Origin of the sequence: Citrobacter portucalensis (genome assembly GCF_023374935.1) — a bacterium.
GTDB lineage: Bacteria > Pseudomonadota > Gammaproteobacteria > Enterobacterales > Enterobacteriaceae > Citrobacter > Citrobacter portucalensis.
Genome location: NZ_CP092466.1, coordinates 3919667 through 3942408 on the forward strand (window position 1 = coordinate 3919667; position 22742 = coordinate 3942408).

A 22742-nucleotide genomic window follows, 5' to 3' on the forward strand; every position below is an offset into this window, starting at 1 on the left:
TGTTACTCTTCGATCGCCTGACGGATTTGCTGCAACGACGCGGGATCGTCAATGGTCGTTAGATCGCCAGGATCGCGGCCTTCACAGATCGCCTGGATCGTCCGTCTGAGCATTTTGCCAGAGCGCGTTTTCGGCAACTGCGATACAAACCAGACATGCGCCGGGCGGCCAAAATTACCAATCTGACTGTCCACCAGCGCCATAATCGCCTTCTCTTCCGAATGTGCGATGTCGCGATCTTCAAGGCTGTCGCTCTGTTTCGGAATGACAAACGCGACCGCTACCTGCCCCTTCAGCGCGTCCTTCACTCCGACCACAGCCACTTCGGCAACGTTCGGATAGCTGGAAATACTCTCCTCTATCTCACGCGTCCCCAACCGATGCCCGGCCACGTTGATGACATCATCCGTACGACCAAGGATGAAGTAATAGCCGTCCGCATCGCGAATACCCCAGTCAAAGGTGGCGTACACCTGACGAGAAAACAGCGACCAGTAGGTGTTCACAAACCGCGCGTCATCACCCCAGATAGTCTGGATACAGCCCGGCGGCAGCGGCCCTTCAATCACCAGCATGCCCTTTTCATTCGCTTCGCAGGGCTCACCGGTTACCTCATTGAGCAACTGCACGTTATAGCCGTACATCGGCACGCCCGGGCTACCCAGCCGCGACGGGCGGTCGTCCAGCCCGCGGGCGATCGCCATAATCGGCCAACCGGATTCAGTCTGCCAGTAGTTGTCGATAACCGAGACGCCCAGCGTTTCCGTTACCCAACTGGCGGTCGGTTCGTCCAGCGGTTCCCCGGCCAGATACAGCACCTCCAGCGAGGAGAGATCGTGATTGCGGATTTGCGCGGTCGGGAATTTCTTCAGCACGCGGATGGCGGTTGGGGCGGAGAACATCCGGCTGACCTGATACTTCTCAACAATTTTCCACCAAACGCCGCAGTCCGGGTACGTTGGCAGCCCTTCGTACACCACCGTCGCCATCCCCGCCAGCAGCGGGGCATACACGATATACGAATGCCCAACTACCCAGCCGATATCCGACGCGCAGAAGAACACACCGCCCGCTTTACCGCCGAAAATGGTGTCCATTGAAGTCGCCAGCGCGACCGCGTAGCCACCAACGTCACGCTGGACGCCCTTCGGTTTACCGGTTGTCCCGGAGGTATAGAGAATGCAGGAGGTTTCATTCGATTCCAGCCACGTCACCGGCACCCGCGCGCCAAGATGCTGTTGGCGCAGCGCGGCAAAGTCAAGGTCGCGCCCCTCCACCCGCGCCATTTTCGCCAGACCGCGATCAACCAATACCACATGACGCGGCTGGTGCTGCGCCTGACTGATTGCATCATCGAGCAGCTTTTTATACGGCAGGATCTTGCCCCCGCGCGCGCCGGCATCCGCCGAAACGATAATCACCGGTTGGGCGTCGTCGATGCGTGCCGCCACGCTGTGCGAGGCAAAGCCACCGAACACCACCGAATGGATCGCCCCAATGCGCGCGCAGGCCAGCAGCGTAATGTGCGCCTCGGCGATCATCGGCATATAAACCAGTACCCGATCGCCACGCTGTACGCCCAGCGACAGCAACATTGCCGCCGCCACGTTCACTTCGTCGTACAGCTGACGAAAGGTAAAGGTACGTTCTTCTTCGGTTTCCGATGACACCGCAATCAGCGCCAGCGCCTCAGGCTGTTTCTCCACCCAGCGGTCGATGGCGTTATGACACAAATTGGTCTTGCCGCCGCAAAACCAGCGGGCAAACGGCGGGTTGCTGTGATCCAGCACCTGCGTATACGGCTGCTGCCAGTCAATACGCTGGGCCTGTTCGGCCCAAAACGACTCCGGCTGCGTAATAGAACGTTGATAAAACTCGCTATAAGACATAATGCTCTCCTGTTGAACTTACGCCTTGCCGCACGCAGGTTTAGATTACATAAAGGTCCATATACTCATTGACCGGCATCTGCTCCAGGCGGGCTCTGTCCAGGGAGACATCCAGGATGCGCTGCTGCTGACGGGTCGGGAACTGACGCGCCAGGTTAATTTTGAACTTCTCGACCAGCTTCGGCATACCGTCGTTACGACGGCGCGCGTGGCCAATTGGGTATTCCACTACCACTTCTTCAAAGCGTGAGCCGTCGGTGAATTCAAGCGTGATGGCATTCGCGATGGCGCGTTTTTCAGGGTCGTGGTAATCGGCAGTAAAGGCCGGATCTTCGAAGCAGTTAATCTTTTCACGCAGTGCATCAATGCGTTTATCCTGCGCCACGCCGTCTTCGTAATCTGCCGCCGTTAAGCGTCCGAACAGCAGCGGGATAGCCACCATGTACTGGATGCAGTGGTCACGATCCGCCGGGTTATTCAACGGGCCTTTTTTATCGATGATGCGGATACAGGCTTCGTGCGTACGAATGGTCACTTTTTCGATATCGGCAGCGGTCTTACCTGCAGCCTGTAACTGCTCGTACAGCGTCATCGCCGCTTCTACCGCGGTCTGCGAGTGGAACTCTGCCGGGAAGGAAATTTTAAACAACACGTTTTCCATCACGTACGAACCGTACGGGCGCTGGAAGCGGAAAGATTCGCCTTTGAAAGAGACATCATAGAAGCCCCAGGTTTTCGCCGTCAGTGCAGATGGATATCCCATTTCACCGGTTTTCGCCATCAGCGCCAGACGCACAGCACGTGAGGTGGCATCGCCAGCCGCCCAGGATTTACGCGTGCCGGTATTCGGCGCATGACGATAGGTACGCAGCGACTGACCGTCGACCCACGCCAGCGAGACGGCGTTGAGAATTTCATCCCGGTTAAGGCCGAGCATCTCGGCAACCACCGCCGTGGAAGCGACTTTTACCAGCAGGACGTGATCCAGACCGACGCGGTTGAAGGAGTTTTCCAGCGCGATACAGCCCTGAATTTCATGGGCTTTAATCATTCCGGTTAACACTTTTTTCATAGTTAACGGCGCTTTACCCACCGCCACCGCATTGCGCGACAGCCAGTCAGCCGTCGCCAGAATACCGCCGAGGTTATCGGAAGGATGACCCCATTCTGCGGCCAGCCACGTGTCGTTAAAGTCCAGCCAGCGGATCATCGCACCGATGTTAAACGCCGCCTGCACCGGATCGAGCTGGAACTGGGTACCAGGTACGCGCACACCGTTCGGGACGACGGTACCCGGTACAACCGGCCCCAGCAGTTTTTTACAGGCCGGATATTCCAGCGCTTCCAGGCCACAGCCAAGGGTATCAAGCAGGCAATAATGCGCGGTGTCATACGCCACCTTCGAGGTGATCTCGTAGTTCATGACATAATCAACGATATCAACGATTTCACGGTCAAATTCAGGGCGGACGTTCGAAATATGTGCAGACATAGGGTACATTTCCTGTTTTTTTATCTTTAGAGGTTTTGCATTAGCAACGTTTTTCAATCGGGACAAATTCGCGATCTTCCGGGCCGGTATAGTTGGCGGAAGGACGGATAATTTTGTTGTCCTGGCGCTGTTCGATGATGTGCGCCGCCCAGCCAGTGACGCGGGCGATAACGAACAGCGGTGTGAACATTTCAGTGGGGACGCCCATCATGTTGTAAGAGACTGCCGAGAACCAGTCGAGGTTAGGGAACATCTTTTTCGTTTCCCACATCACCTCTTCCAGACGGTCGGCAATGTTGTACATTTTCAGCGAACCGCCCTCCTGAGAAAGCTGTTTCGCCACACGCTTGATCACCTGATGGCGCGGGTCGGCGATGGTGTAAACCGGGTGACCAAAGCCAATCACCACTTCTTTGTTTTCAACGCGTTTACGGATATCCGCTTCGGCTTCATCCGGCGTTTCGTAGCGCTGCTGAATTTCCAGCGACACTTCATTCGCGCCGCCGTGTTTCGGCCCACGCAGTGCGCCAATCGCGCCGATAATCGCGGAGTACATATCAGAGCCCGTTCCCGCAATCACACGCCCCGTGAAGGTGGAAGCGTTAAACTCGTGCTCGGCGTACAGCACCAGCGAAATGTGCATCGCCTTTTCCCAGCTTTGTGATGGCTTTTCACCATGCAGCAAATGCAGGAAGTGACCGCCAATAGAATCATCATCGGTCTCCGGCTGAATACGCTCGCCGTTATGGCTGTAGTGATACCAGTACAAGAGGATAGAACTGAGCGATGCCAGCAGTTTGTCGGCAATATCGCGTGCGCCGGAGACGGTATGTCCTTCTTTTTCCGGCAGCGTACAACCCAGCGCGGAAACACCAGTGCGCATCACGTCCATCGGATGCGAGGCGGCAGGCAGCGCTTCCAGTACGGTACGCACGTTAGCGGGCAATCCGCGCAGCGCTTTCAGTTTGCTTTTATAGGCGGTGAGCTCATCGCGGGTGGGTAATTTCCCGTGAATCAGCAGATGCGCAACTTCTTCAAATTCGCACTGTTGTGCCAGGTCAAGAATATCGTAGCCACGATAGTGCAGATCGTTACCGCTTTTACCCACGGTACATAAGGCAGTATTTCCGGCAGCGACGCCTGACAGCGCAACCGATTTTTTGGGTTTAATGACATGGGTACTATTTTGCAGGATCGTTGTGTCGCTCATGTTGTCCTCGTCATTATTGTAATATGTAGGGTACTAATTTATTGCCGGATGGCGGCTACGCCTTATCCGGCCTACGACGGTTACTTTTTTGTGTACAACGCGTCGAGTTTCTCTTCGAACTGGTAGTAATTGATGCTTTCGTACAGCTCGTTGCGCGTCTGCATAATGTCGATAACGTTCTTTTGCGTACCTTCCTGACGCAGCACGTTGTAAACCTTCTCCGCCGCGCGGTTCATGGCGCGGAAAGCTGACAGCGGGTATAGCGCCATCGCAACGTTCGCGCTGCGCAGTTCATCGGTGGTAAACAGCGGTGTGGCGCCAAATTCAGTAATGTTGGCGAGAATTGGTACCTGTACCGCATCGGCAAACTGGCGGTACATCTCAAGTTCGGTAATGGCTTCCGGGAACAGCATGTCAGCGCCCGCTTCGACATACGCCTGGGCACGATCGATGGCAGCCTCTAACCCTTCCACCGCCAGCGCATCGGTCCGCGCCATAATCACAAAGTTGGGATCGGTGCGCGCATCAACGGCTGCGCGGATCCTGTCGACCATCTCTTCTTTCGAGACGATCGCCTTGTTCGGGCGATGACCGCAGCGCTTGGCGCCGATCTGATCTTCAATATGCAGCGCAGCAGCACCCGCTTTGGAAATCGACTTGACGGTACGCGCCACGTTGAATGCAGACGATCCAAAACCAATATCCGCATCCACCAGCAATGGCAGCGGGCAAACATCCGTAATGCGACGAATATCAGTCAGCACATCATCAAGGGTAGAAATGCCGAGATCCGGCAGCCCCAGCGACCCCGCCGCGACACCGCCGCCGGAGAGATAAATCGCTTGATACCCGGCACGTTGAGCCAGCAGAGCGTGGTTGGCGTTGATGGTGCCAACGATTTGTAATGGGTTTTCTTTAGTGAGCGCAGCGCGAAACGCCAGCCCTGGGGAGTGTAGAGACATATCCCGTCCTCTTGTTATCAACTTGTTATCGTTCGTTGATATTTCTAAAGCAAGGGGTATGCCAGGGAGCTTATTTTCTCTTCAATTTAATTTTTTATCTTTTAAAACAATACATTAAATCCAATACTCCTATTTTTGTTACACAAAAGCGTGTCAGCTATCGTTTCATGAAACGTTCCTTCACGTTTCATTGCAACATTTATGAAACACAACTAAACCCTAATACTCGGTTCCTTACTTTTTTGGGTTAGTTATGGCAGATACACATCTACCGCCGCGTGTGAACGACGACAAACCGGTTATCTGGACAGTCTCAGTCACCCGCCTGTTTGAACTGTTTCGCGACATCAGTCTGGAGTTCGACCACCTGGCGACCATCACCCCCATTCAGCTTGGTTTCGAAAAAGCGGTGGCCTATATCCGTAAGAAGCTGGCTACCGAGCGTTGCGATGCCATCATTGCGGCGGGCTCCAACGGCGCATATCTGAAAAGCCGTTTATCGATTCCGGTGATCCTGATTAAACCCAGCGGATTCGACGTGCTACAGGCGCTGGCAAAAGCGGGAAAACTCACCTCGTCGATTGGCGTCATTACCTATCAGGAACCCCTCCCGGCGCTTCTCGCGTTTCAAAAAACCTTCAATTTGCAGCTTGAACAGCGCAGCTATATCACCGAGGAAGATGCTCGTGGGCAAATCAACGAGCTGAAGGCTGGCGGTACACAAGCGGTAGTTGGTGCGGGGTTGATTACCGATCTGGCAGAAGAAGCAGGCATGACCGGCATCTTTATCTATTCGGCGGCCACCGTGCGCCAGGCCTTTGTCGATGCGTTGGATATGACCCGCTTGACATTACGCAGAAACGGTCAGTACGCCTCTGGCGATACGTTGCGCACTCGCTATGCGCTCGGAGATATGCGCGGTCACTCTGCGCAGATGGAACAGGTACGGCACACCATTATGCTGTACGCCCGTTCGCGTGCGCCGGTCCTCATTCAGGGCGAAACAGGAACGGGTAAAGAGCTGGCCGCACAGGCCATTCACCGTGAGTTTTTCACCCGTCAGGAGAATCGGCGCGGTAAACCCTCACCGCCGTTTGTTGCCGTCAACTGCGGGGCAATCACCGAGTCATTGCTGGAAGCGGAGCTGTTCGGCTATGAGGATGGCGCCTTTACCGGCTCTCGCCGAGGGGGGCGCGCGGGCCTGTTTGAAATCGCTCACGGCGGAACCCTGTTTCTTGATGAGATAGGCGAGATGCCGCTGCCGTTACAAACCCGACTGCTACGCGTGCTGGAAGAAAAAGAGGTTACCCGGGTCGGTGGACATCAGCCGATTCCGGTTGATGTCCGGGTGATTAGCGCCACGCACTGTAATCTGGAGCAGGAGATGAAACAGGGGGAGTTTCGAACCGATCTGTTTTATCGCCTGAGCATTTTACGCCTCAAGCTGCCGCCGCTACGCGAGCGGTTGCCCGATATCCTGCCACTGGCGGAAGGCTTTTTAAAACAGTCGCTGGCGGAACTGGACGTGCCGTTTTCTGAGCCTGTTCGCAAGGGGCTGGGGTTAAGTCAGCCGACGTTGCTGAATTATGGCTGGCCGGGGAATATCCGCGAACTGCGTAATATGATGGAGCGCCTGGCACTGTTTTTAAGCGTCGAACCGCAGCCAGAGCTGAACGTAGATTTTTTACAGCAGCTGTTACCGGAACTGTCCGTTGTTACCACTACACCGCACATATCATCATCACTGACGCCACAGCAGGTGCTGGCACAATTTGATGGTGACAAAACTGCCGCCGCACGGTATCTCGGAATTAGCAGAACCACGTTCTGGCGCAGATTAAAAGAAAACCCGCCGGTACAATGACCGACGGGTGTCGTATTTTTTACAGCTGCACGTTATTTTTTCTTGTAAATATTGGCTGTGCCATGGATTTTGTTATCCGTTTGGCCGGAGGTTAATACCACCACGTCAGCGCCTTTCTCTTCAGCTTTCTTCAGAAGGTCTTCTTTCGCATCCGAAGTAGAGACTTCATTACTCGTTGAAATATCGCCGATTTTTGTATACTGAGACTCAACCTTTTCAAACTCAACCTTCGTCATAAATTCCGCGGCATACGCGTTGGTCACAACAAAAGCTAACGCACCAATAAGTACTTTAATTCCAGTTTTCATATAAAAGCTCCAGATTTTGTTATATATGCCATCATCGCCCCCTGAACATTCGACATGCGAGTCAAGGATGATTAATAAGTAGTTCAGGCTGACAAAAAGATCCAGAGCAGGCGGAAATATAAAGAGATTTTGCGAATCGTTAATTACGAAAAACGCAGTGGCGCTGCATTTTAACGCGCAGTGTGAGTGAATGCGCAGAATGGTGTGCGCACTAAAATTATAGTGTTAGCTGTCTTTCCCGTGTTTACTAATGGAAACGTTGTCTATGGAACCTTTGCACGCCGTTGTACTCACCGTCAGCCTCTTTGTTTTAACCTTTTTTAACCCCGGCGCAAATCTGTTCGTGGTGGTACAAACTAGCCTGGCATCCGGACGACGCGCAGGCGTGATGACCGGTCTGGGTGTTGCCTTGGGTGATGCGTTTTACTCCGGCCTTGGGCTCTTTGGTATGGCAACGCTAATCACCCAGTGTGAAGAGATATTTTCATTGATTAAGATTGTCGGCGGCGCCTATCTGCTGTGGTTTGCCTGGAACAGCATCCGCCATCAGGCCACGCCGCAAATGCCCACGCTACAGCAGCCGCTTTCCGCCCCCTGGTATGTGTTTTTCCGCCGTGGATTACTAACGGATTTATCAAACCCGCAAACCGTGCTGTTTTTCATTAGTATCTTCTCGGTCACCTTAAGCGCAGACACACCTACGTGGGCCAGACTGATGGCCTGGGCAGGCATTGTGTTGTCTTCCGTTATCTGGCGTATATTTCTCAGCCAGGCATTTTCTTTGCCTGCCGTGCGACGGGCGTATGGTCGTATCCAACGTGTTGCCAGCCGGGTGATTGGCGCAATAATAGGTGTTTTCGCGCTAAGACTTATTTATGAAGGTATTAGCCATCGATAAGAGAGTTTAACTTGACCATCGTGAGGTAATTGTCCGTAATACCGCCTGAATTTTTAATCGCAGGTTGAGTGGCAGTGAGATGGAACAGGTTGAACCGGTAAACGACACATTACTCCTTACAGAATGGCAGGCGCTGATACGACAAACATCGCCTGAAGTTCATATGCTCCTCACATCGTTAAGCGATGAAGAGATCCGCCATTTAGTGACCGTTTTTTATGACTATATGCTCTCCCATGCCCAGAGCGCATTGTTCCTTAATACAGAACAGGTCAGTACCCGCCTCAGTGGTAGTATGTTTGACTGGTTACGCAGCGTGCTCGGCAGCGCGCACGAAGATCTACCGCAGCTGCTGGCCAAACAACGCAAAATTGGCGTGGTGCATGCCCGTATCGGTCTGCCCATCGATCTGGTAAACCGCGGCGCGCGTAAGCTCAAGGATGAGCTGTATCGGGTATTGAAAACCAAAGCTGACGACTCGTCTTCCCTGCTGAGCAATGCTATCTGTTTCAGCAGTCTGGCAATGGATACTGCGCTGGAGGCCATGACCGTCTCTTATTCCCCAAGCCACCAAAACTCCCTGCATACGCAGGAGCAGTATCGCCTGCAGACCATTTACGATGACGTTAACGTCGAACGCGAACGACAAATTCGCTCATTTACCGACTGGGAAAATCAGTTTATCTATAACATCGCCATCGGTATGCCTTTCGGTGAGATGGTATTTCTGGCAAATTCTGATTTTGGTATGTGGTTCTCGCATAAAGGAAAACACATTCTCGGCAACAGCAATCTGTTGAATGAAATGGAATCGCTGATAGCAGAGATCGACAACCGCATGACGACCACCCTGTCACCTCAGCATCAGCCGACAGAACCTGAGAGGATGAGCCTGTTGCAGGATGTCCGCCAGCTGTCGGCAAAAATCCATTTCCTGCTCGCCTCAATGTTTGACGCACTGGTGAAACAGGAAAATGGTAAAGACTCGCTGACCCAGTTACTTAACCGCCGCTTTATTCCAACCATCATGCGGCGTGAGATTTCGTTAGCGTTACATGCGCGGAAGCCTTTTAGCCTGGCGATGCTGGATATCGACTACTTCAAGCAAATTAACGATAACTTCGGGCATAATACCGGCGATCTGACGCTCAAAAACGTCGCAGCAGTCATTTATGATCATATCCGTAGCAGCGATTACGTGTTCCGCTACGGTGGTGAAGAATTTATGATCCTGCTCGTCGAGTCAGACAAGTCGCAGGCCAGTATCATTCTCGAAACGCTGCGTATGAAGATTGCCGGGATGTGCATGGCGGCATCGGCGGCAGAATCATTTTCTATTACCGTCAGCATTGGCATCGCCGAATATGACTATCACCCCGACTATAAACAGTTGGTTGATAAAGCCGATCGCGCGCTTTATCTGGCGAAAAGTAATGGCCGCGATCGCATAGAGGTATATCAGGAATAATCTTCTCCGCCACAGAGAAATAAATACCCCGTTCAGGGTATTTATCTGATCGGCGATAAATACCGAGCTGTTATTTTTATTCAAGTCTATTTGCGTGATAAAAATAACAGCCACATAATAAGATGCAAATCAAATACACCAAATCTGAATAGCGCTAGCATATCCCGGTGATGACGCCTTCTGAATGCAGAAGGGGAAATATGAGGGATAGTATAAAACCATGAACGGGAAGAAGAGAACACGCTGGCAGCGCCGTCCTGGCACGATCGGAGGCAAGCTGCCGTGGAATGACTGGCGCAATGCCAGCAGCTGGCGAAAAGCCACCCAGTTTCTCCTGCTGGCTATTAATATTTATATTGGCGTAACGTTCTATTACTGGGTCCGCTATTTCGAAACCGCCGGCACCAGCGTCTATATTCCAAGGCCTGGCGGTATTGAGGGATGGCTACCAATCGCGGGTTTGATGAATATCCGCTATACGCTGGAGACTGGTTTTCTTCCGCCTATCCATGCCGCCTCCATGCTGCTGTTAGTTGCGTTTATCCTGATTAGTCTGTTGTTAAAAAAAGCCTTCTGTTCGTGGTTATGCCCGGTGGGCACGCTATCCGAACTGCTCGGCAATTTGGGGAAGAAAGTATTTGGTCGCAACTTCACGCTGCCGCGCTGGCTGGATATCCCGCTGCTCAGTCTGAAGTATTTGTTGCTGAGTTTCTTTTTGTATATCGCCCTGTCGATGCCTGCGCAGGGGATTCAGTATTTTCTAATGTCGGCCTATGGCATGATTATCGACGTAAAGATGCTCGATTTCTTTCGCCATATTGGCCCCGCTACGCTCATCTTTGTTGTCGTTATCAGCGTCCTGAGCCTGTTTATTCGCAATGCCTGGTGCCGCTATCTGTGCCCTTATGGTGCGCTGCTCGGCCTGTTCTCGCTGCTCTCGCCGTTTAAAATCCGCCGTAACGCAGACAGCTGCATCGACTGCGGAAAATGCGCGAAAAACTGCCCGTCGAATATCCAGGTCGACAGACTGATTCAGGTGCGTACCGTGGAATGCACTGGCTGCATGACCTGCGTTGAATCCTGCCCGGTGGCCTCAACGCTGAGCTTTTCACTGCAAACACCGCCGGGGGCGCAAGACAACGGTAAACCGTTATGGCGACAGAAGACGCTATCAGGTGTTGCCATGACGCTACTGGTGCTTGGCATTCTGTTTGCCACCATTGGTTATGCCGTTTATGCCAATGTCTGGGATACACCAGTGCCTGATCATATGTATTTCCAGCTGATCCCGAAGGCAAAGATGATCGGCCATTAATTTTTTTATCAGTATGTTCAAAACCCTGCCAATTCTGGCAGGGTTTCCCGCCTGTCCTGCCATTTTAAGACAATTGAACTTGTGCCATCGCGCTCTCGTTTATACAACCTTAAATATCATCTGTAATAATTTTTCTATTTTGTTATGGGCGACTGGGATCAAAATAATGAACGGGATAACATCATGACTAAAATAAAACTGGCACTGCTATTACCTCTGTTTCTGGCAGGTTGTACGATGAATGACGGGGAATTAAGAAACGCTTACGCTCAGCATTATCAGCAACCTACCGCTTATGTAGATGCTTATAAACAGAAAATAGCCAGTATGGATATTCATGCGCTGGCCCAATATGCCGCCGCGGAAGATAAGAAAAAAATGCGTGGGCAGCCAAGACTGAAAATCGACGAATTCATTACCATTGAGAACGTGCAGGCGAAAGGAAATCGGGTGGTCTACGATTACTCACTGTCCGAAAGCTGGCTGGCGCTGTCCGCAGATAAACAGCGCGAGAAGCAGACCAATATGAATAAAGACCTGATCTACCGTACCTGCTCGCTGGAAACGGTACGTCTGGCGCAGGCAAAAGGGCTGGAAGAAGAGCATAACTATTACAGCCAGTACCCAGACAAAGTCGCCTTTACGCTGAGAGCCAGCGCGCAGATTTGTATGCAAAACGGTTTTACAAAATAACCTCAATCCACTATGCCTGATGCGCTGCGCTTATCAGGCCTACGATTTGCACGCTGCCGTAGGCCGGATAAGGAGCCAGCGCGCAGATTGTATGCAAAACGGTTTTACACAATAACCGCAATCCACTATGCCTGATGCGCCTACAATTTGCACGCTGCCGTAGGTCGGATAAGGCGCCAGCGCGCAGATTTGTCTGCAAAACGGTTTTACACAATAACCGCAATCTACTATGCCTGTTGCGCTGCGCTTATCAGGCCTACGATTTGCACGCTGCCGTAGACCGGATAAGGCACCAGCGTGCAGATTTGTCTGCAGAACGGTTTTACACAATAGCCGCAATCACAAAGCCTGATGCGCTGCGCTTATCAGGCCTACGATTTGCACGCTGCCGTAGGCCGGATAAGGCGCCAGCGCCGCATCCGGCTAAAACATCAGAATTTCCAGGACACACTGCCGACAATGCTGCGCTCGGCGCCGAAGTAGCAGTATGAGAGCGAGTTACAGGCTGCAACGTAGCGCTTGTCGGTCAGGTTGTTAACGTTCAACTGCGCGCTCAACCCTTTAATGCCGATATTCGTTAAGTCGTAACCAATCACCATATCCACCAGTGTGTAGGACGGCAGGGTGTGAGTATTCAGGCGATCGCTGGTAATACCGTTAACGTAGCGCACGCCTGAACCCAACGTCAGGCCGTCCAGCGGACCGCTTTTCACATCGTAGCTCAGCCAGGTACTGGCCTGGTTACGCGGGGCGTACACTGCGCGCTTGCCCTGTTCTTCCGGGCTGCTTTTCTTATAGCGAATGTCGGTATAGGTATACGCCGCCTGCAAACGGAAGCTATCCGTCAGTTGGCTAATTGCCTCCAGCTCCACCCCTTCAGATTCAATTTCCCCAATCGAGCGGTACGGATCGGTCGGCTCTTCTTTGGTGGCAATATTCGTCTGATTGATACGGAACACCGACGCGCTGAACTGACTGTTAAGTCCTTCCGGCTCATATTTCAGCCCCGCTTCCCACTGCTTGCCTTTCATCGGATCCAGCAGATTGCCGTTCTCATCGGCAAAGCTGGTTGGCGTAAAGGCAGTGGAATAACTCACGTACGGCGCAAAGCCGTTATCGAATAAATAGAGCAGCGCGGCGCGGGTGCTGAAGTTGTTTTTATCCAGATCGCTGCGAGTATCCTTGATCTTATCAATGTTAGAAACGCTGACCTGATCGTAGCGACCACCGAGCGTAATACGCCAGCGATCCCATGACATCTGATCCTGCAAATAGTAACCCGTCTGGCGCAACTTGTGTTTCTCACGCGCATACATGTCGATGTAATCAGGCTTCGCGCCGTACACCGGGTTAAAAGCGTCAATCGGCGGGAAAGCGCCGTAGTAACCGGTAGTATTGTTGCTGCGATCCTGATAGTCGATCCCCACCAGCAGACGGTGGTTTACCTGCCAGGTATCAAAGCTGCCGTCGAGCTGGTTATCCAGCGTAATCGCCGACATTTTTTCATCAGAGCCGGAGTAACCGCGATTAAGCTCGGTTTCATTCAGCCAGCCCGCCGCATACACCTGATTCAGCTCAACGTCGGTATGCAGATAGCGCAGCTTTTGCCGCACCGACCAACCGCTATCAAACATATGCTCAATGTTGTAGCCCACCATGTTTTCACGGCGATCGTATTTGTCGTAATCATCCTCGCCTTCGTAAAAGGTGTTGGAGATCTTTTGCCCGTAATGCGGAACCACGGTGCCGTCATACGGCAGACCGGAGTGGCTACCGCCTTCCGGGTCACGGTGCAGATAGGCCATCAGATCCAGACGCGTCTGATCGGTGATACGCCATGTCAGGCTGGGCATCAGCGCGTAACGCTCTTCCTTCAATGGACCAAACTGCGAGTCCGCGTAACGCGTCATCCCGCTCAGTCGCGCCGCCACGCGATCGTTATCATCCAGCGCTCCGGTGACGTCAAACGCCGCGCCGCGCTGGTTATTGTTGCCGGCAAACAGCTTCACTTCGCCGCCCGCATCAAACGATGGCTTACGTGAGGTCAGCGCCACAATGCCACCCGGGGAGGAACGACCATACAGTACGGAAGCCGGACCGCGTACGACTTCGATATCTTCGAGGAACCACGGATCGACCACCAGCGAGCTGTGTGAGTTGGTGTCGCCCATCATCTTCAGACCATCGAGATAGACGTTATCCAGGCTACCGTCAGAAAAGCCACGCAGCACGATGTAGTCAAAGCGGTTGGAAGCGCCAATCTGATTGCTGTACACCCCCGGCGTATAGCTGACGGCCTGGCGCACGCTGGTTGCGCCCTGCTCTTCAAACTGTTCACGGGTTACGATCGATACCGACTGCGGTGTTTCAATATCCGGCGTGGCAAGCTTCGTGGCCCCGCTCTGCATCTGCGACGTGACAACCACCGTATCGTTTTTTGTTGTTTCCTGCGCCAGCAGAGGAAAAGCCACGCTGCCGGTAACCCATCCCACCAGCAGCGCCAAGCGAGTCTTCGCGAACATGAATATCTCCAAAGGCATGTCTAATTGTAAGTGAGAATTATTACCTTTTTGCTGACGGAGATAGCTATGCCGGATGCCAGGTTGCCTATGCGCAGTGCCAAATTGTCAGGAAATCACGTGCGTAAAACGCAAATATGGATTAGCAAAGTTTGAGCAAATCGCCGGGCGAAAAGCCGTAACGGCGACGAAAAGCAGTAGAAAAGTTAGTGGCGTGCTGATAACCCGACATCCAGGCCGCCTGTTGTACGCTATATCCTTCCAGTAGATAGCCGCGCGCACGTTCCAGACGGCAATCGCGCAGGTAGTCGAATACCGAACAGCCATAGGCTGCGCGAAACTTACTGCGCAGGCTACTGGGACTCATCGCTGCGCGTTGGGCCAGTTCATTAAGGGTGTAGTCTTTTTCGGGACTCTGCTCCAGCAGTCGGCGAACGACCTCCAGCCGCTGCTGCTCACCGCTCGCCGCAAGACGTTTACCGCTCTCGACCTGACACACGCTGAGGCCATGACCAAACAGTTGTAATATCAGCCCTTCCAGCATCAGCTGACGAGAAATATGGCTAATCGTACTCTGCTGCGCGTACTGTAGTCCGCTGAGTAAAAACCCCGGCACCTGCCAGATAAGCGTCGGCGTCTGGCATCTTTCCCACTCACGCATCAACGATTCGAGCAACCCCGTGCGACACGCGCCGTCGGGATACAAACCGAGCGATAATGTCCGCAGTTTACAATCAGCATGATGACGGGCACGCATCGTCTGGTGCTCACTCAGGCGTGAGCTAAACGCCATGCCGGAGCGCACCACATGCTCCTGTCCGTTAAGCGTCAGGATCACGCAGCCTTCCAGTACCACCAGCATATACAGAGGGCTGTCGTGACGAGAGGTGGTTTCGTAGGGTTGCAATACCTGTACGTCGGAGTGCGTCACGCACATCCCACATGGGAGAGTCATCTCCTCAATTTCACCTTGCAGAACAGGGCTGCCAGACGGTAAATCCGGCCTTTGTGCCAACTGGGGAAAGCGGTAATCGATCCCGTAGCGCTCACCAAAATCCATAAACTCGCTGACGGAGAAAGTGCGAGCGACGCGTCCGGAGGCATTCAGGGCGGTGGTATTGTTCATGCTGTCTTCTGCACAGGAAATGGGATTAACGGTTTATAACTGAAGCAACATTACCATTACCTGCGCAATACGACAATAATAATGAGAACCATTATCAATATGATGATTAGCAGAATAAACAGCTTAATCCAGCCAGTTTAGATCTGCCGAGGAGACACACGGCGCAGCCTCTTTTAACCAGCGATACAGCAGCTCAATATTTCTGAGCCGTGTTGAAGTCTTTGGCCAGACAAGGTAATACCCCTCGCCAGTCGCTACCGCATCTTTAAACGGTAACGCCAACATCCCTGCCTGAATGGCCGACAGGCTTAACAGCAGGTCGGCAACGGACACGCCATGACCGCTCATCGCGGCAAGACTGCCCTGCTCCAGGGTGTCGAACACTTTGCCTCGCGCAAGATTCAACGCCGGAAACTTCCCGGTGCGTTGCAGCCACCGACGCCAGTCACGGCGATCCGCTGAGGGATGAATCAGTTCACAGGCAGAAAGATCGCGCTGCGCCTGCACCAGCAGTGCGGTTGAGCACACCGGGATAAGCCACTCCTGAAACAGCAACCGGCTGTCGGTATCGTCACCAAAATGGCCATTCCCTAACAGGATCGCACAGTCATACGGTTCACGACCGAAGGATACCGAATCGGTATCCATCCAGACGCTGGAAATTTCGACAACCGGGGTCGGATGCGCTTCACGGAAATGACGCAGCACGTCCAGAAGCCAGCGCATCGTCAACGTAGACGGCGCTTTCAGCCGTAGCTCATGACTGCTGCTGCGAAAGGCATGACACGCGTGTTCCAGACTCTGAAACCCAGCCGTCAACTGCTGCGCCAGCCCTTGGCCAGAAGGCGTTATCTCGATACGCGGGCCGCTGCGGACAAATAGCTCACAACCAAACCATGCCTCCAGCGTGCGAATATGACGGCTTACCGCGCCCGGCGTCACGTTAAGTTGAATAGCGGCTTTACTGAACGATCCCAGACGGGCTGCGGCTTCAAAAGCCCTCAGGGCATACAACGGAGGTAGCGTCATTCTCAGCTTCTATGTTGAGTTTTACTCACAGTAGAGCGCAGTTTTATTCGTTTTTCAATGCGCCACGCAGGCGGAATACTGATGGAAAATATCATCAGGATAATCAGGTATGAATTTCACTTTACTGGCTACCTATAGCCTCAGCGTAGTAACCCTGCTGTTAACTCCGGGTCCTGTCGTGGCGTTGATTACCACCACCGCGTCGCAGCACGGCTATCGCCGGGCCTTTATCACGCTGATTGGCACTAACGGAGCTTCTTTAGTATTGATTGCTCTGGCTGCACTGATGCTAGCTGGCGTGGTTTCAATCTCTGCGATATGGCTTGGCGTACTGGGTCTTGTGGGATCGTTGTATATCGGTGTGATGGCGATTAACGGCCTGCGGGCCAGGGACTCAAAACCCGGACTGTGTGCGCCAAAACGCGATAACAGCGGGCTTATCCATGGATTTCTGACAGGGGTCGCTAACCCAAAGGACATTTTGTTTTTCGTAGCATTTTTTCCCCAGTTCATTGCCATTACGCAAGATTTCACCACCAGCATTCTGACGCTAACGCTGGTGTGGGTTATTTTTGATGTTACGGTGTTGTCTTTTTACATCATGGTTTTCAAACGCTGGATGCCAGAGCGGTTTGCCAGACGCAGCGTTTTTATCTCCTCCCTGTTTCTGCTCGCGGTGGCGGTGTTTGGCATTATTTATAATGTACACGCGCTACAAATGCTCTCACCCGCGATGTGATCCCCAACGAATTGTTCAGCCAGACATCTCATCTTGCACCGGGAGGAATAAAATAAGAACAAATCGACATTAATATTATTAATGGATTTATAAACCAGGATTCAGAAAATATAGACGATAACATTTTCCTGGCGTTCAACTGGCACCCTCACCCATGACAATGCATCAACGGCGACAGGTGCCATTTCATTTTCTAAGCGAAGTAGAGGCGTGTTGCCATCTGGCACAACCGTGCTTTCACCGATCTCAAGAACGCCCCGAAAAGAAATGGATACATTGTCTGGCGTATCCGACAACCTTATCCATTCGGTTGTAATCACTAACTTTCGAGTAAACATTCGCTGTCCTTTGCGCGTGGTATATATCCGATAACTTCACAGGTAGATCAATACACTCTTTGAACAAACAGAAATTTGTCCCCCATATCAGTTAAGCATTACTTAACAGAAAGAAAATTGAAGTAATAAAACTCATTCGAAATATGTTTCACAAATTCAACCGGCAGGTTATGTTTGATGAACGTTAACTTTGCAAACTCAATATCGCCGTACACTCGAATACAGAAAGGTTTGACTATCTCCCCCTGCACGCCAAAGCACTCCTGAAGCCGAGTGTCATCCATAAAAATAAAGTCACCTTTTCTGACCTTAATACTCTCATGAAGGCCTTGCCACTTCTCCGGAGTGAGCAGAAAGCTCTCCCATCCATTATTTCTCAACACTTCAATCGTGTGAGTAAATTTAAAATAGTCGTTTTGCATTGTCACATCACCACTCGATGTGGCGTACAAATATTCTATTTTAAATTTAAGTTGTGCATTGAGGCTTTTTTTCTTCCCCTCATCAATTAACCACTGAAGCTCACTGACAATGCTCTTCGAAAAGATTTTCCTTTTTTTGGCAATAGCCAGCCAATGCATAATGAATAGATGCTCTGACATTTTAGAGTAGATTTTATGATCCTTTATTGCGATACCAATTGCGACTAACGCACTCCAGGTAAAGGCTTCCAGATCATCCTGATAATGATGTCGTAACGTACTAACTCTTCCAGAATCCCTTACCACTTAAACCTGCCCAAATAAATCATCATTGTTATTCCACGTCATTCTTGTATTACTCTATTAAAAAATTACTACAACTAAAATCGCCAAAATATGATCCAGATTAACTTATTCCTATGTAATAAACGTGCAAATATAATACATCATACTTATTAATCATTAATCTGGGGTGGCTCAACAATGACTAATAAGAATAATGCGATAAAGATAAAGGTTAATAATAATCACCAGTAATCAATATCACCTTTTGTGATGAGACCTGTAAACAGAAAAAGCAAACTACCGGGCATTCAGCAACCCGGAAGTTTGCTTATTACAGACGAAGTTAATAGAAAATACCGATGATCAGGGTATGAGTTACAAAGCCCACAATCAACGGTACGGCGGTACGTTTAACCACATCAAATGGCGTTATTTTCGCCCCACTGGAAACGGCAATCACCACGCCGGAAACCGGTGAAATTGCCCGCCCCATATGTGATGCCTGCTGCATCGGCAGGATCATGGCAACAGCGTTAGCGCCCATACTTGCCGCGATTTGCGGGATCAGCTCAACAAAAGCAAGGAATGGCGCATTACCCGATCCCATAATAATTGCTGCCGCCAGCGTCACCAGCGCAAACACCACCGCCATAGCAAATGGAGGTAATCCCACGTGCTCCGCCATCAGGATTAATTGATCAATGGCACCAATGACTTTAATTCCGTGAGCAAAAACACCTGCCGCAACCAGTAGCCCAACCACCCCGGTAAAGGCGGTGCCCATGCCTTTAAGGAAATGGCTGAATCCTTCGCATACTGACTTTAAATCACGCACCCGCAACCACTCAATCAACATGCAGACAGCCATCGAAATGAGCACAATGGTGATAATATTCAGGTTAATACCACTGACGAACATTTCCGATGATCCCACCGCCATCAATATCGGAAGCATCGGGAGCAGCGCATAAAAAGCCGGGGCATTTCCTGAGTCAGTCACCTCAGCGCTACCGATTTCCCGTGGTAGCGTTCCCGCTTTACGGTCGCAATGCCGCTGCCAGAAGAAATGGCAGACGCCCACGACCAGCACGGTTGCCAGCGCTGCGGGTCCCTGGTGGTAAACAACGTATTCCACCACATCCATATTGACCGCTTTAGATCCCCTGATAGCATCGATGGCCGTCGGGGTATACGCCACACCAAGCGAGGTGGCAATAACCCCAGCAGCCGAGGCCGCAGAAAGCCCTAACCCCAGCATAATGGGGAACATCGTCCCCATCAGCAACACGGCAAGCCCGGTAGCGGATGGGATGGCCAACTGCAGGAGGCTGGCGAGCAGATAGGAGAAAAATAGAAGCACATAGGGCGAACGCAGCGCGCGCAAAGGTTTCGTCACGACCCGCACAACAGCTTCATTTGCCCCGATATGATCCATGTAATGCGCAAATCCCATGAGCGCCATAATCATCAGGCCGAGATCGGCAGCACGCGTACTAAAGAGATCGCGCATCACCTCGAAAGGATCGAGAAATGAAATCCCCGTACTGGCAACGCCCTTCGGTAATACAGAACCCCATCCGGTTAACGCCGTACAAATCATCAACACCAGGCCCGCAATGAACAGCACCGGTTCAGCGCGATAACCTTTCAGTATCAGACGCGCGACCACCACGATAACCAGTAGGGCAATTAACACCTGAATCATGACTGAGCTCTCCTCTGCGCGAACTCAGCAAAGGTTTCTTCAATGACCGCTACCACCACATCGCTGGCGGCTCGCAGTGAACGCACCGGTAGATATTCATAAATTGAATGAAAGTTATGAGCACCGGTAAAAATATTCGGGCAAGGCAGTCCTTTCTGCGATAGCACTGCGCCATCATACCCACCACGCATGGCGACAGGTTGCGGGGTAATGCCACACTTCTGATACGCGCGAAACGCAATATCAATCGGGTAGTGTGCATCGCCCTGCAAGCTATTGAACACATTGGCATAGCGATCGGTTAAATGACAGACCACGCTGTTTTCTCCCCACAGCGCGCAGGTGCTGACGGCAAGCTGGCGGATATATGCCATACGCGCCTTATACCCTTCTTCGGTAAAATCCCGGATATCCAGCTTAAGTACCGTACGGGCGCTGTTACCCTGAAGCTGTTTTACCCAGTAATACCCTTCGCGTCCTTCCGTATACTCAGGCGCCTCTCCTCCGGGCAGCATCGCAATAAACTTATGCGCCATCAGCAGCGAGTTCTTCAGCTTACCTTTGGCCGACATAGGGTGCGCGGACTGGCCGGTAAAGATGATTTCCGCATCACCCGCGTTCCAGTTCTCGTAGACAAACTCTCCAATGCCGCAGCAGTCCAGGGTATAGCCAAAATCAGCGCCAAACGCCGCAACATCAAACGCTTTTGCTCCCCGTAATCCCTGCTCTTCATCAGGAACAAAACCGACCTTCACCGGCCCATGCTTAATCTCCGGGTGCGCGATCAGGTACTCCAGAGCATTCATAATCGCGGCGATGGCGGCTTTATCATCAGCCCCTAGCAGACTGGTACCATCCGTCACCAGCAGGTCATCGCCGACATAATTTTTCAGTTCCGGAAATTCACTTTCACGCAGATAAATATTCAGCTCTTGATTCAGACACAAATCCCCACCGCTGTAGTGAAGACGTTGCGCATTTGTGTCCGCGGTCTGTTCCGCGCTGGTATCCAGATGGCCAAAAAAGGAAACGACAGGGATCGTGGCATCGGTATTTCCAGGTAAGGTCGCTGTCACAATAGCGGTATCCCTGACCTCAATGTTTTCCATTCCTAATGCTTCAAGTTCTACTGCAAGTAGTTTTGCCAGTTCCATTTGACCAGGTGAAGAAGGCATTATCCCATTAGCACCATTTTCCCTTGAGGTCGTGGTATTGATTTTCGTGTAGTTAATAAAGCGTTCAACAATATCCATTCCAGGAGATCCTTTAATGTATCATTTACGAGGTACTGCAAGAGAAGACCTGCATACAGCGTGGGTTGAATAATCTGAGAACAAAATAAAATCAGCGCTCATCCCAGAACGCTGATTTTATGGGTGTTACGACAACGATTTATATAAAGGAAGATAAAAAAGGCCAGTAATTACACCAGTGATTAAAAACTCCTTTTGATTGATAAAATCATATACCCTGTCTGTTTTTACTACATTTTCCATGGTGTTAAGCTAACAGAAGTCATAAACGGCATTCGTATGTCTAAGGGATAATAAAAATCATTTAGATTCTTGCCCCCGATACCGACACAAGACATACCATCGCTATATTTTTTTAATGAACAAATGCTGTAACAGCAACATGCAACCGTTTGCACCTCTCTACAAATAGCCACTTAACGCACTAAAATCCGTGAACAAAATCACAATTACTTCAAAAGCGAAAATTAACATAACGCTTAAAAACAGATAGTTATAAGAAAAACTATATAATACCCCTATAAATAAAGATGAAATCACACTATTCACCATGAAATAGATTCATAGCGATACTATTTCAACATTACCGTATGGTTCACAGAACAAAACCTGTCGTCATCACTAATGCAAAACAACAAGAACAATAATATTAAATTATCTATTTATGACGATTATCAAAATTATACACAGGCAAAAAAAACCTCTCCCCTGAGAAGAGATTCAGGGCAGAGGTAATACGGGTGTTAAGGACATTTTTATAGTTTTGATGATAACAGAAGAGCTTCTTGCTGGATTGAGTATACACACTTCACGACGTTAAGAAAATTCCTAAAAAGAATTAAAAGCAAACACCATTAAAAATCCTTTTTATAATAAAGACATATTTATCAAATAAAACAAAATTAGGATAGGGAAAAATTAAATATCACTAATCTATAGTATGACGCAAGTGGGGCTAACAACACATCATTACGGCCAATACCGCTACTGACAATGTCTGAATATTCAATAAATTTAATATATCCATACACCGCTCAGCTAACGAGAGTTAAAAAATTATAAAATAAGCTAAACGCAATTTTTCGTCATAGATCACATTTTCCCGACAGAACGATTCCCCTACTCGCCCAGGCTGGTATGATTCAGCAGGTAAATACCTATCAACTCAACCCGAGGCTTTGATGCTGGAGAATGTAATCATCAGATAATCAGCTTACCGACCTTTTC

At 50.9% G+C, this 22742-nt stretch carries 18 protein-coding genes; 6 read left to right on the plus strand and 12 right to left on the minus strand.

Annotated elements, in window-relative coordinates:
• Positions 1-2: 2 nt before the first annotated feature.
• The 4 genes from prpE to prpB all read right to left on the minus strand — a co-directional run bounded on the left by prpE (position 3) and on the right by prpB (position 5553).
• Positions 3-1889, minus strand: coding sequence for a propionate--CoA ligase (gene prpE, locus LY264_RS19025; RefSeq protein ID WP_048226368.1), 1887 nt, complete (start codon positions 1887-1889; stop codon positions 3-5).
• Positions 1890-1929: 40 nt separating this feature from the next.
• Positions 1930-3381 (minus strand): bifunctional 2-methylcitrate dehydratase/aconitate hydratase, encoded by a 1452-nt coding sequence (locus LY264_RS19030; protein WP_048214832.1) that lies wholly within the window; start codon positions 3379-3381, stop codon positions 1930-1932.
• 40 nt (positions 3382-3421) lie between these two features.
• Positions 3422-4591: a bifunctional 2-methylcitrate synthase/citrate synthase gene (prpC, locus tag LY264_RS19035; protein WP_032942476.1), complete on the minus strand. Its 1170-nt coding sequence runs from the start codon at positions 4589-4591 to the stop codon at positions 3422-3424.
• 80 nt (positions 4592-4671) lie between these two features.
• Positions 4672-5553 carry a methylisocitrate lyase gene (gene prpB, locus LY264_RS19040; protein WP_048226370.1) on the minus strand — a complete coding sequence of 294 codons (882 nt, stop codon included), beginning with the start codon at positions 5551-5553 and terminating at the stop codon, positions 4672-4674.
• A 253-nt stretch (positions 5554-5806) separates the two neighbouring features.
• Here prpB and prpR point away from each other — a divergent pair, with 253 nt between their 5' ends.
• Positions 5807-7417: a propionate catabolism operon regulatory protein PrpR gene (gene prpR / locus LY264_RS19045; protein ID WP_048226372.1), complete on the plus strand. Its 1611-nt coding sequence runs from the start codon at positions 5807-5809 to the stop codon at positions 7415-7417.
• A gap of 32 nt (positions 7418-7449) precedes the next feature.
• Here prpR and yahO read toward each other — a convergent pair whose 3' ends face one another.
• Complete coding sequence (yahO, locus tag LY264_RS19050) at positions 7450-7725, minus strand: DUF1471 family periplasmic protein YahO (RefSeq protein ID WP_032942474.1); 276 nt, start codon at positions 7723-7725, stop codon at positions 7450-7452.
• Positions 7726-7990: 265 nt separating this feature from the next.
• Here yahO and LY264_RS19055 point away from each other — a divergent pair, with 265 nt between their 5' ends.
• The 4 genes from LY264_RS19055 to LY264_RS19070 all read left to right on the plus strand — a co-directional run bounded on the left by LY264_RS19055 (position 7991) and on the right by LY264_RS19070 (position 12099).
• Complete coding sequence (locus LY264_RS19055; protein ID WP_003830900.1) at positions 7991-8623, plus strand: LysE family transporter; 633 nt, start codon at positions 7991-7993, stop codon at positions 8621-8623.
• Between the two features lie 79 nt (positions 8624-8702).
• The gene (locus tag LY264_RS19060) at positions 8703-10091 is read left to right on the plus strand and encodes a diguanylate cyclase (RefSeq protein ID WP_048226374.1); all 1389 of its coding nucleotides are present in this window, start codon (positions 8703-8705) and stop codon (positions 10089-10091) included.
• Positions 10092-10311: 220 nt separating this feature from the next.
• The gene (locus LY264_RS19065; RefSeq protein WP_048214839.1) at positions 10312-11406 is read left to right on the plus strand and encodes a 4Fe-4S binding protein; all 1095 of its coding nucleotides are present in this window, start codon (positions 10312-10314) and stop codon (positions 11404-11406) included.
• Between the two features lie 183 nt (positions 11407-11589).
• Complete coding sequence (locus tag LY264_RS19070) at positions 11590-12099, plus strand: hypothetical protein (protein ID WP_240498926.1); 510 nt, start codon at positions 11590-11592, stop codon at positions 12097-12099.
• A 431-nt stretch (positions 12100-12530) separates the two neighbouring features.
• On the opposite strand, the gene foxA is transcribed toward LY264_RS19070, so the two are convergent.
• From foxA to LY264_RS19085, 3 genes are all read right to left on the minus strand, one after another.
• Positions 12531-14639, minus strand: coding sequence for a ferrioxamine B receptor FoxA (gene foxA / locus LY264_RS19075; RefSeq protein ID WP_100247269.1), 2109 nt, complete (start codon positions 14637-14639; stop codon positions 12531-12533).
• A 121-nt stretch (positions 14640-14760) separates the two neighbouring features.
• A complete protein-coding gene (locus LY264_RS19080) occupies positions 14761-15744 on the minus strand; it encodes a helix-turn-helix transcriptional regulator (RefSeq protein WP_008783852.1) in 984 nt (327 codons plus the stop codon).
• A gap of 123 nt (positions 15745-15867) precedes the next feature.
• Entirely contained in the window at positions 15868-16773 is a 906-nt protein-coding gene (locus LY264_RS19085; protein ID WP_048226379.1) for a LysR substrate-binding domain-containing protein, read from the minus strand.
• A gap of 109 nt (positions 16774-16882) precedes the next feature.
• Between LY264_RS19085 and LY264_RS19090 the strand changes: the two genes are divergently transcribed.
• On the plus strand, positions 16883-17512 hold the full coding sequence (locus tag LY264_RS19090; RefSeq protein WP_048226381.1) for a LysE family translocator: 630 nt from the start codon (positions 16883-16885) through the stop codon (positions 17510-17512).
• Positions 17513-17613: 101 nt separating this feature from the next.
• Here LY264_RS19090 and LY264_RS19095 read toward each other — a convergent pair whose 3' ends face one another.
• From LY264_RS19095 to pepT, 4 genes are all read right to left on the minus strand, one after another.
• Positions 17614-17850 (minus strand): hypothetical protein, encoded by a 237-nt coding sequence (locus tag LY264_RS19095; RefSeq protein ID WP_020996594.1) that lies wholly within the window; start codon positions 17848-17850, stop codon positions 17614-17616.
• A 98-nt stretch (positions 17851-17948) separates the two neighbouring features.
• Complete coding sequence (locus LY264_RS19100; protein ID WP_048226383.1) at positions 17949-18578, minus strand: DUF2913 family protein; 630 nt, start codon at positions 18576-18578, stop codon at positions 17949-17951.
• Positions 18579-18900: 322 nt separating this feature from the next.
• Positions 18901-20262, minus strand: a complete 1362-nt coding sequence (gene dcuC, locus LY264_RS19105; protein ID WP_048226385.1) for a C4-dicarboxylate transporter DcuC — start codon at positions 20260-20262, stop codon at positions 18901-18903.
• Positions 20259-21515 (minus strand): peptidase T, encoded by a 1257-nt coding sequence (pepT, locus tag LY264_RS19110; RefSeq protein WP_048226387.1) that lies wholly within the window; start codon positions 21513-21515, stop codon positions 20259-20261. The genes dcuC and pepT overlap by 4 nt, the downstream gene beginning before the upstream one ends.
• Between the last annotated feature and the right edge of the window lie 1227 nt (positions 21516-22742).

Coding starts and splice junctions, on each gene's coding strand:
- LY264_RS19060 (WP_048226374.1), top strand. CDS start 8,703: ATGGAACAGGTTGAACCGGTAAACGACACATTACTCCTTACAGAATGG.
- LY264_RS19055 (WP_003830900.1), top strand. CDS start 7,991: ATGGAACCTTTGCACGCCGTTGTACTCACCGTCAGCCTCTTTGTTTTA.
- LY264_RS19085 (WP_048226379.1), bottom strand. CDS start 16,773: ATGACGCTACCTCCGTTGTATGCCCTGAGGGCTTTTGAAGCCGCAGCC.
- prpE (WP_048226368.1), bottom strand. CDS start 1,889: ATGTCTTATAGCGAGTTTTATCAACGTTCTATTACGCAGCCGGAGTCG.
- LY264_RS19030 (WP_048214832.1), bottom strand. CDS start 3,381: ATGTCTGCACATATTTCGAACGTCCGCCCTGAATTTGACCGTGAAATC.
- prpR (WP_048226372.1), top strand. CDS start 5,807: ATGGCAGATACACATCTACCGCCGCGTGTGAACGACGACAAACCGGTT.
- LY264_RS19070 (WP_240498926.1), top strand. CDS start 11,590: ATGACTAAAATAAAACTGGCACTGCTATTACCTCTGTTTCTGGCAGGT.
- dcuC (WP_048226385.1), bottom strand. CDS start 20,262: ATGATTCAGGTGTTAATTGCCCTACTGGTTATCGTGGTGGTCGCGCGT.
- LY264_RS19080 (WP_008783852.1), bottom strand. CDS start 15,744: ATGAACAATACCACCGCCCTGAATGCCTCCGGACGCGTCGCTCGCACT.
- LY264_RS19090 (WP_048226381.1), top strand. CDS start 16,883: ATGAATTTCACTTTACTGGCTACCTATAGCCTCAGCGTAGTAACCCTG.
- foxA (WP_100247269.1), bottom strand. CDS start 14,639: ATGCCTTTGGAGATATTCATGTTCGCGAAGACTCGCTTGGCGCTGCTG.
- yahO (WP_032942474.1), bottom strand. CDS start 7,725: ATGAAAACTGGAATTAAAGTACTTATTGGTGCGTTAGCTTTTGTTGTG.
- pepT (WP_048226387.1), bottom strand. CDS start 21,515: ATGGATATTGTTGAACGCTTTATTAACTACACGAAAATCAATACCACG.
- prpC (WP_032942476.1), bottom strand. CDS start 4,591: ATGAGCGACACAACGATCCTGCAAAATAGTACCCATGTCATTAAACCC.
- LY264_RS19065 (WP_048214839.1), top strand. CDS start 10,312: ATGAACGGGAAGAAGAGAACACGCTGGCAGCGCCGTCCTGGCACGATC.
- prpB (WP_048226370.1), bottom strand. CDS start 5,553: ATGTCTCTACACTCCCCAGGGCTGGCGTTTCGCGCTGCGCTCACTAAA.
- LY264_RS19095 (WP_020996594.1), bottom strand. CDS start 17,850: ATGTTTACTCGAAAGTTAGTGATTACAACCGAATGGATAAGGTTGTCG.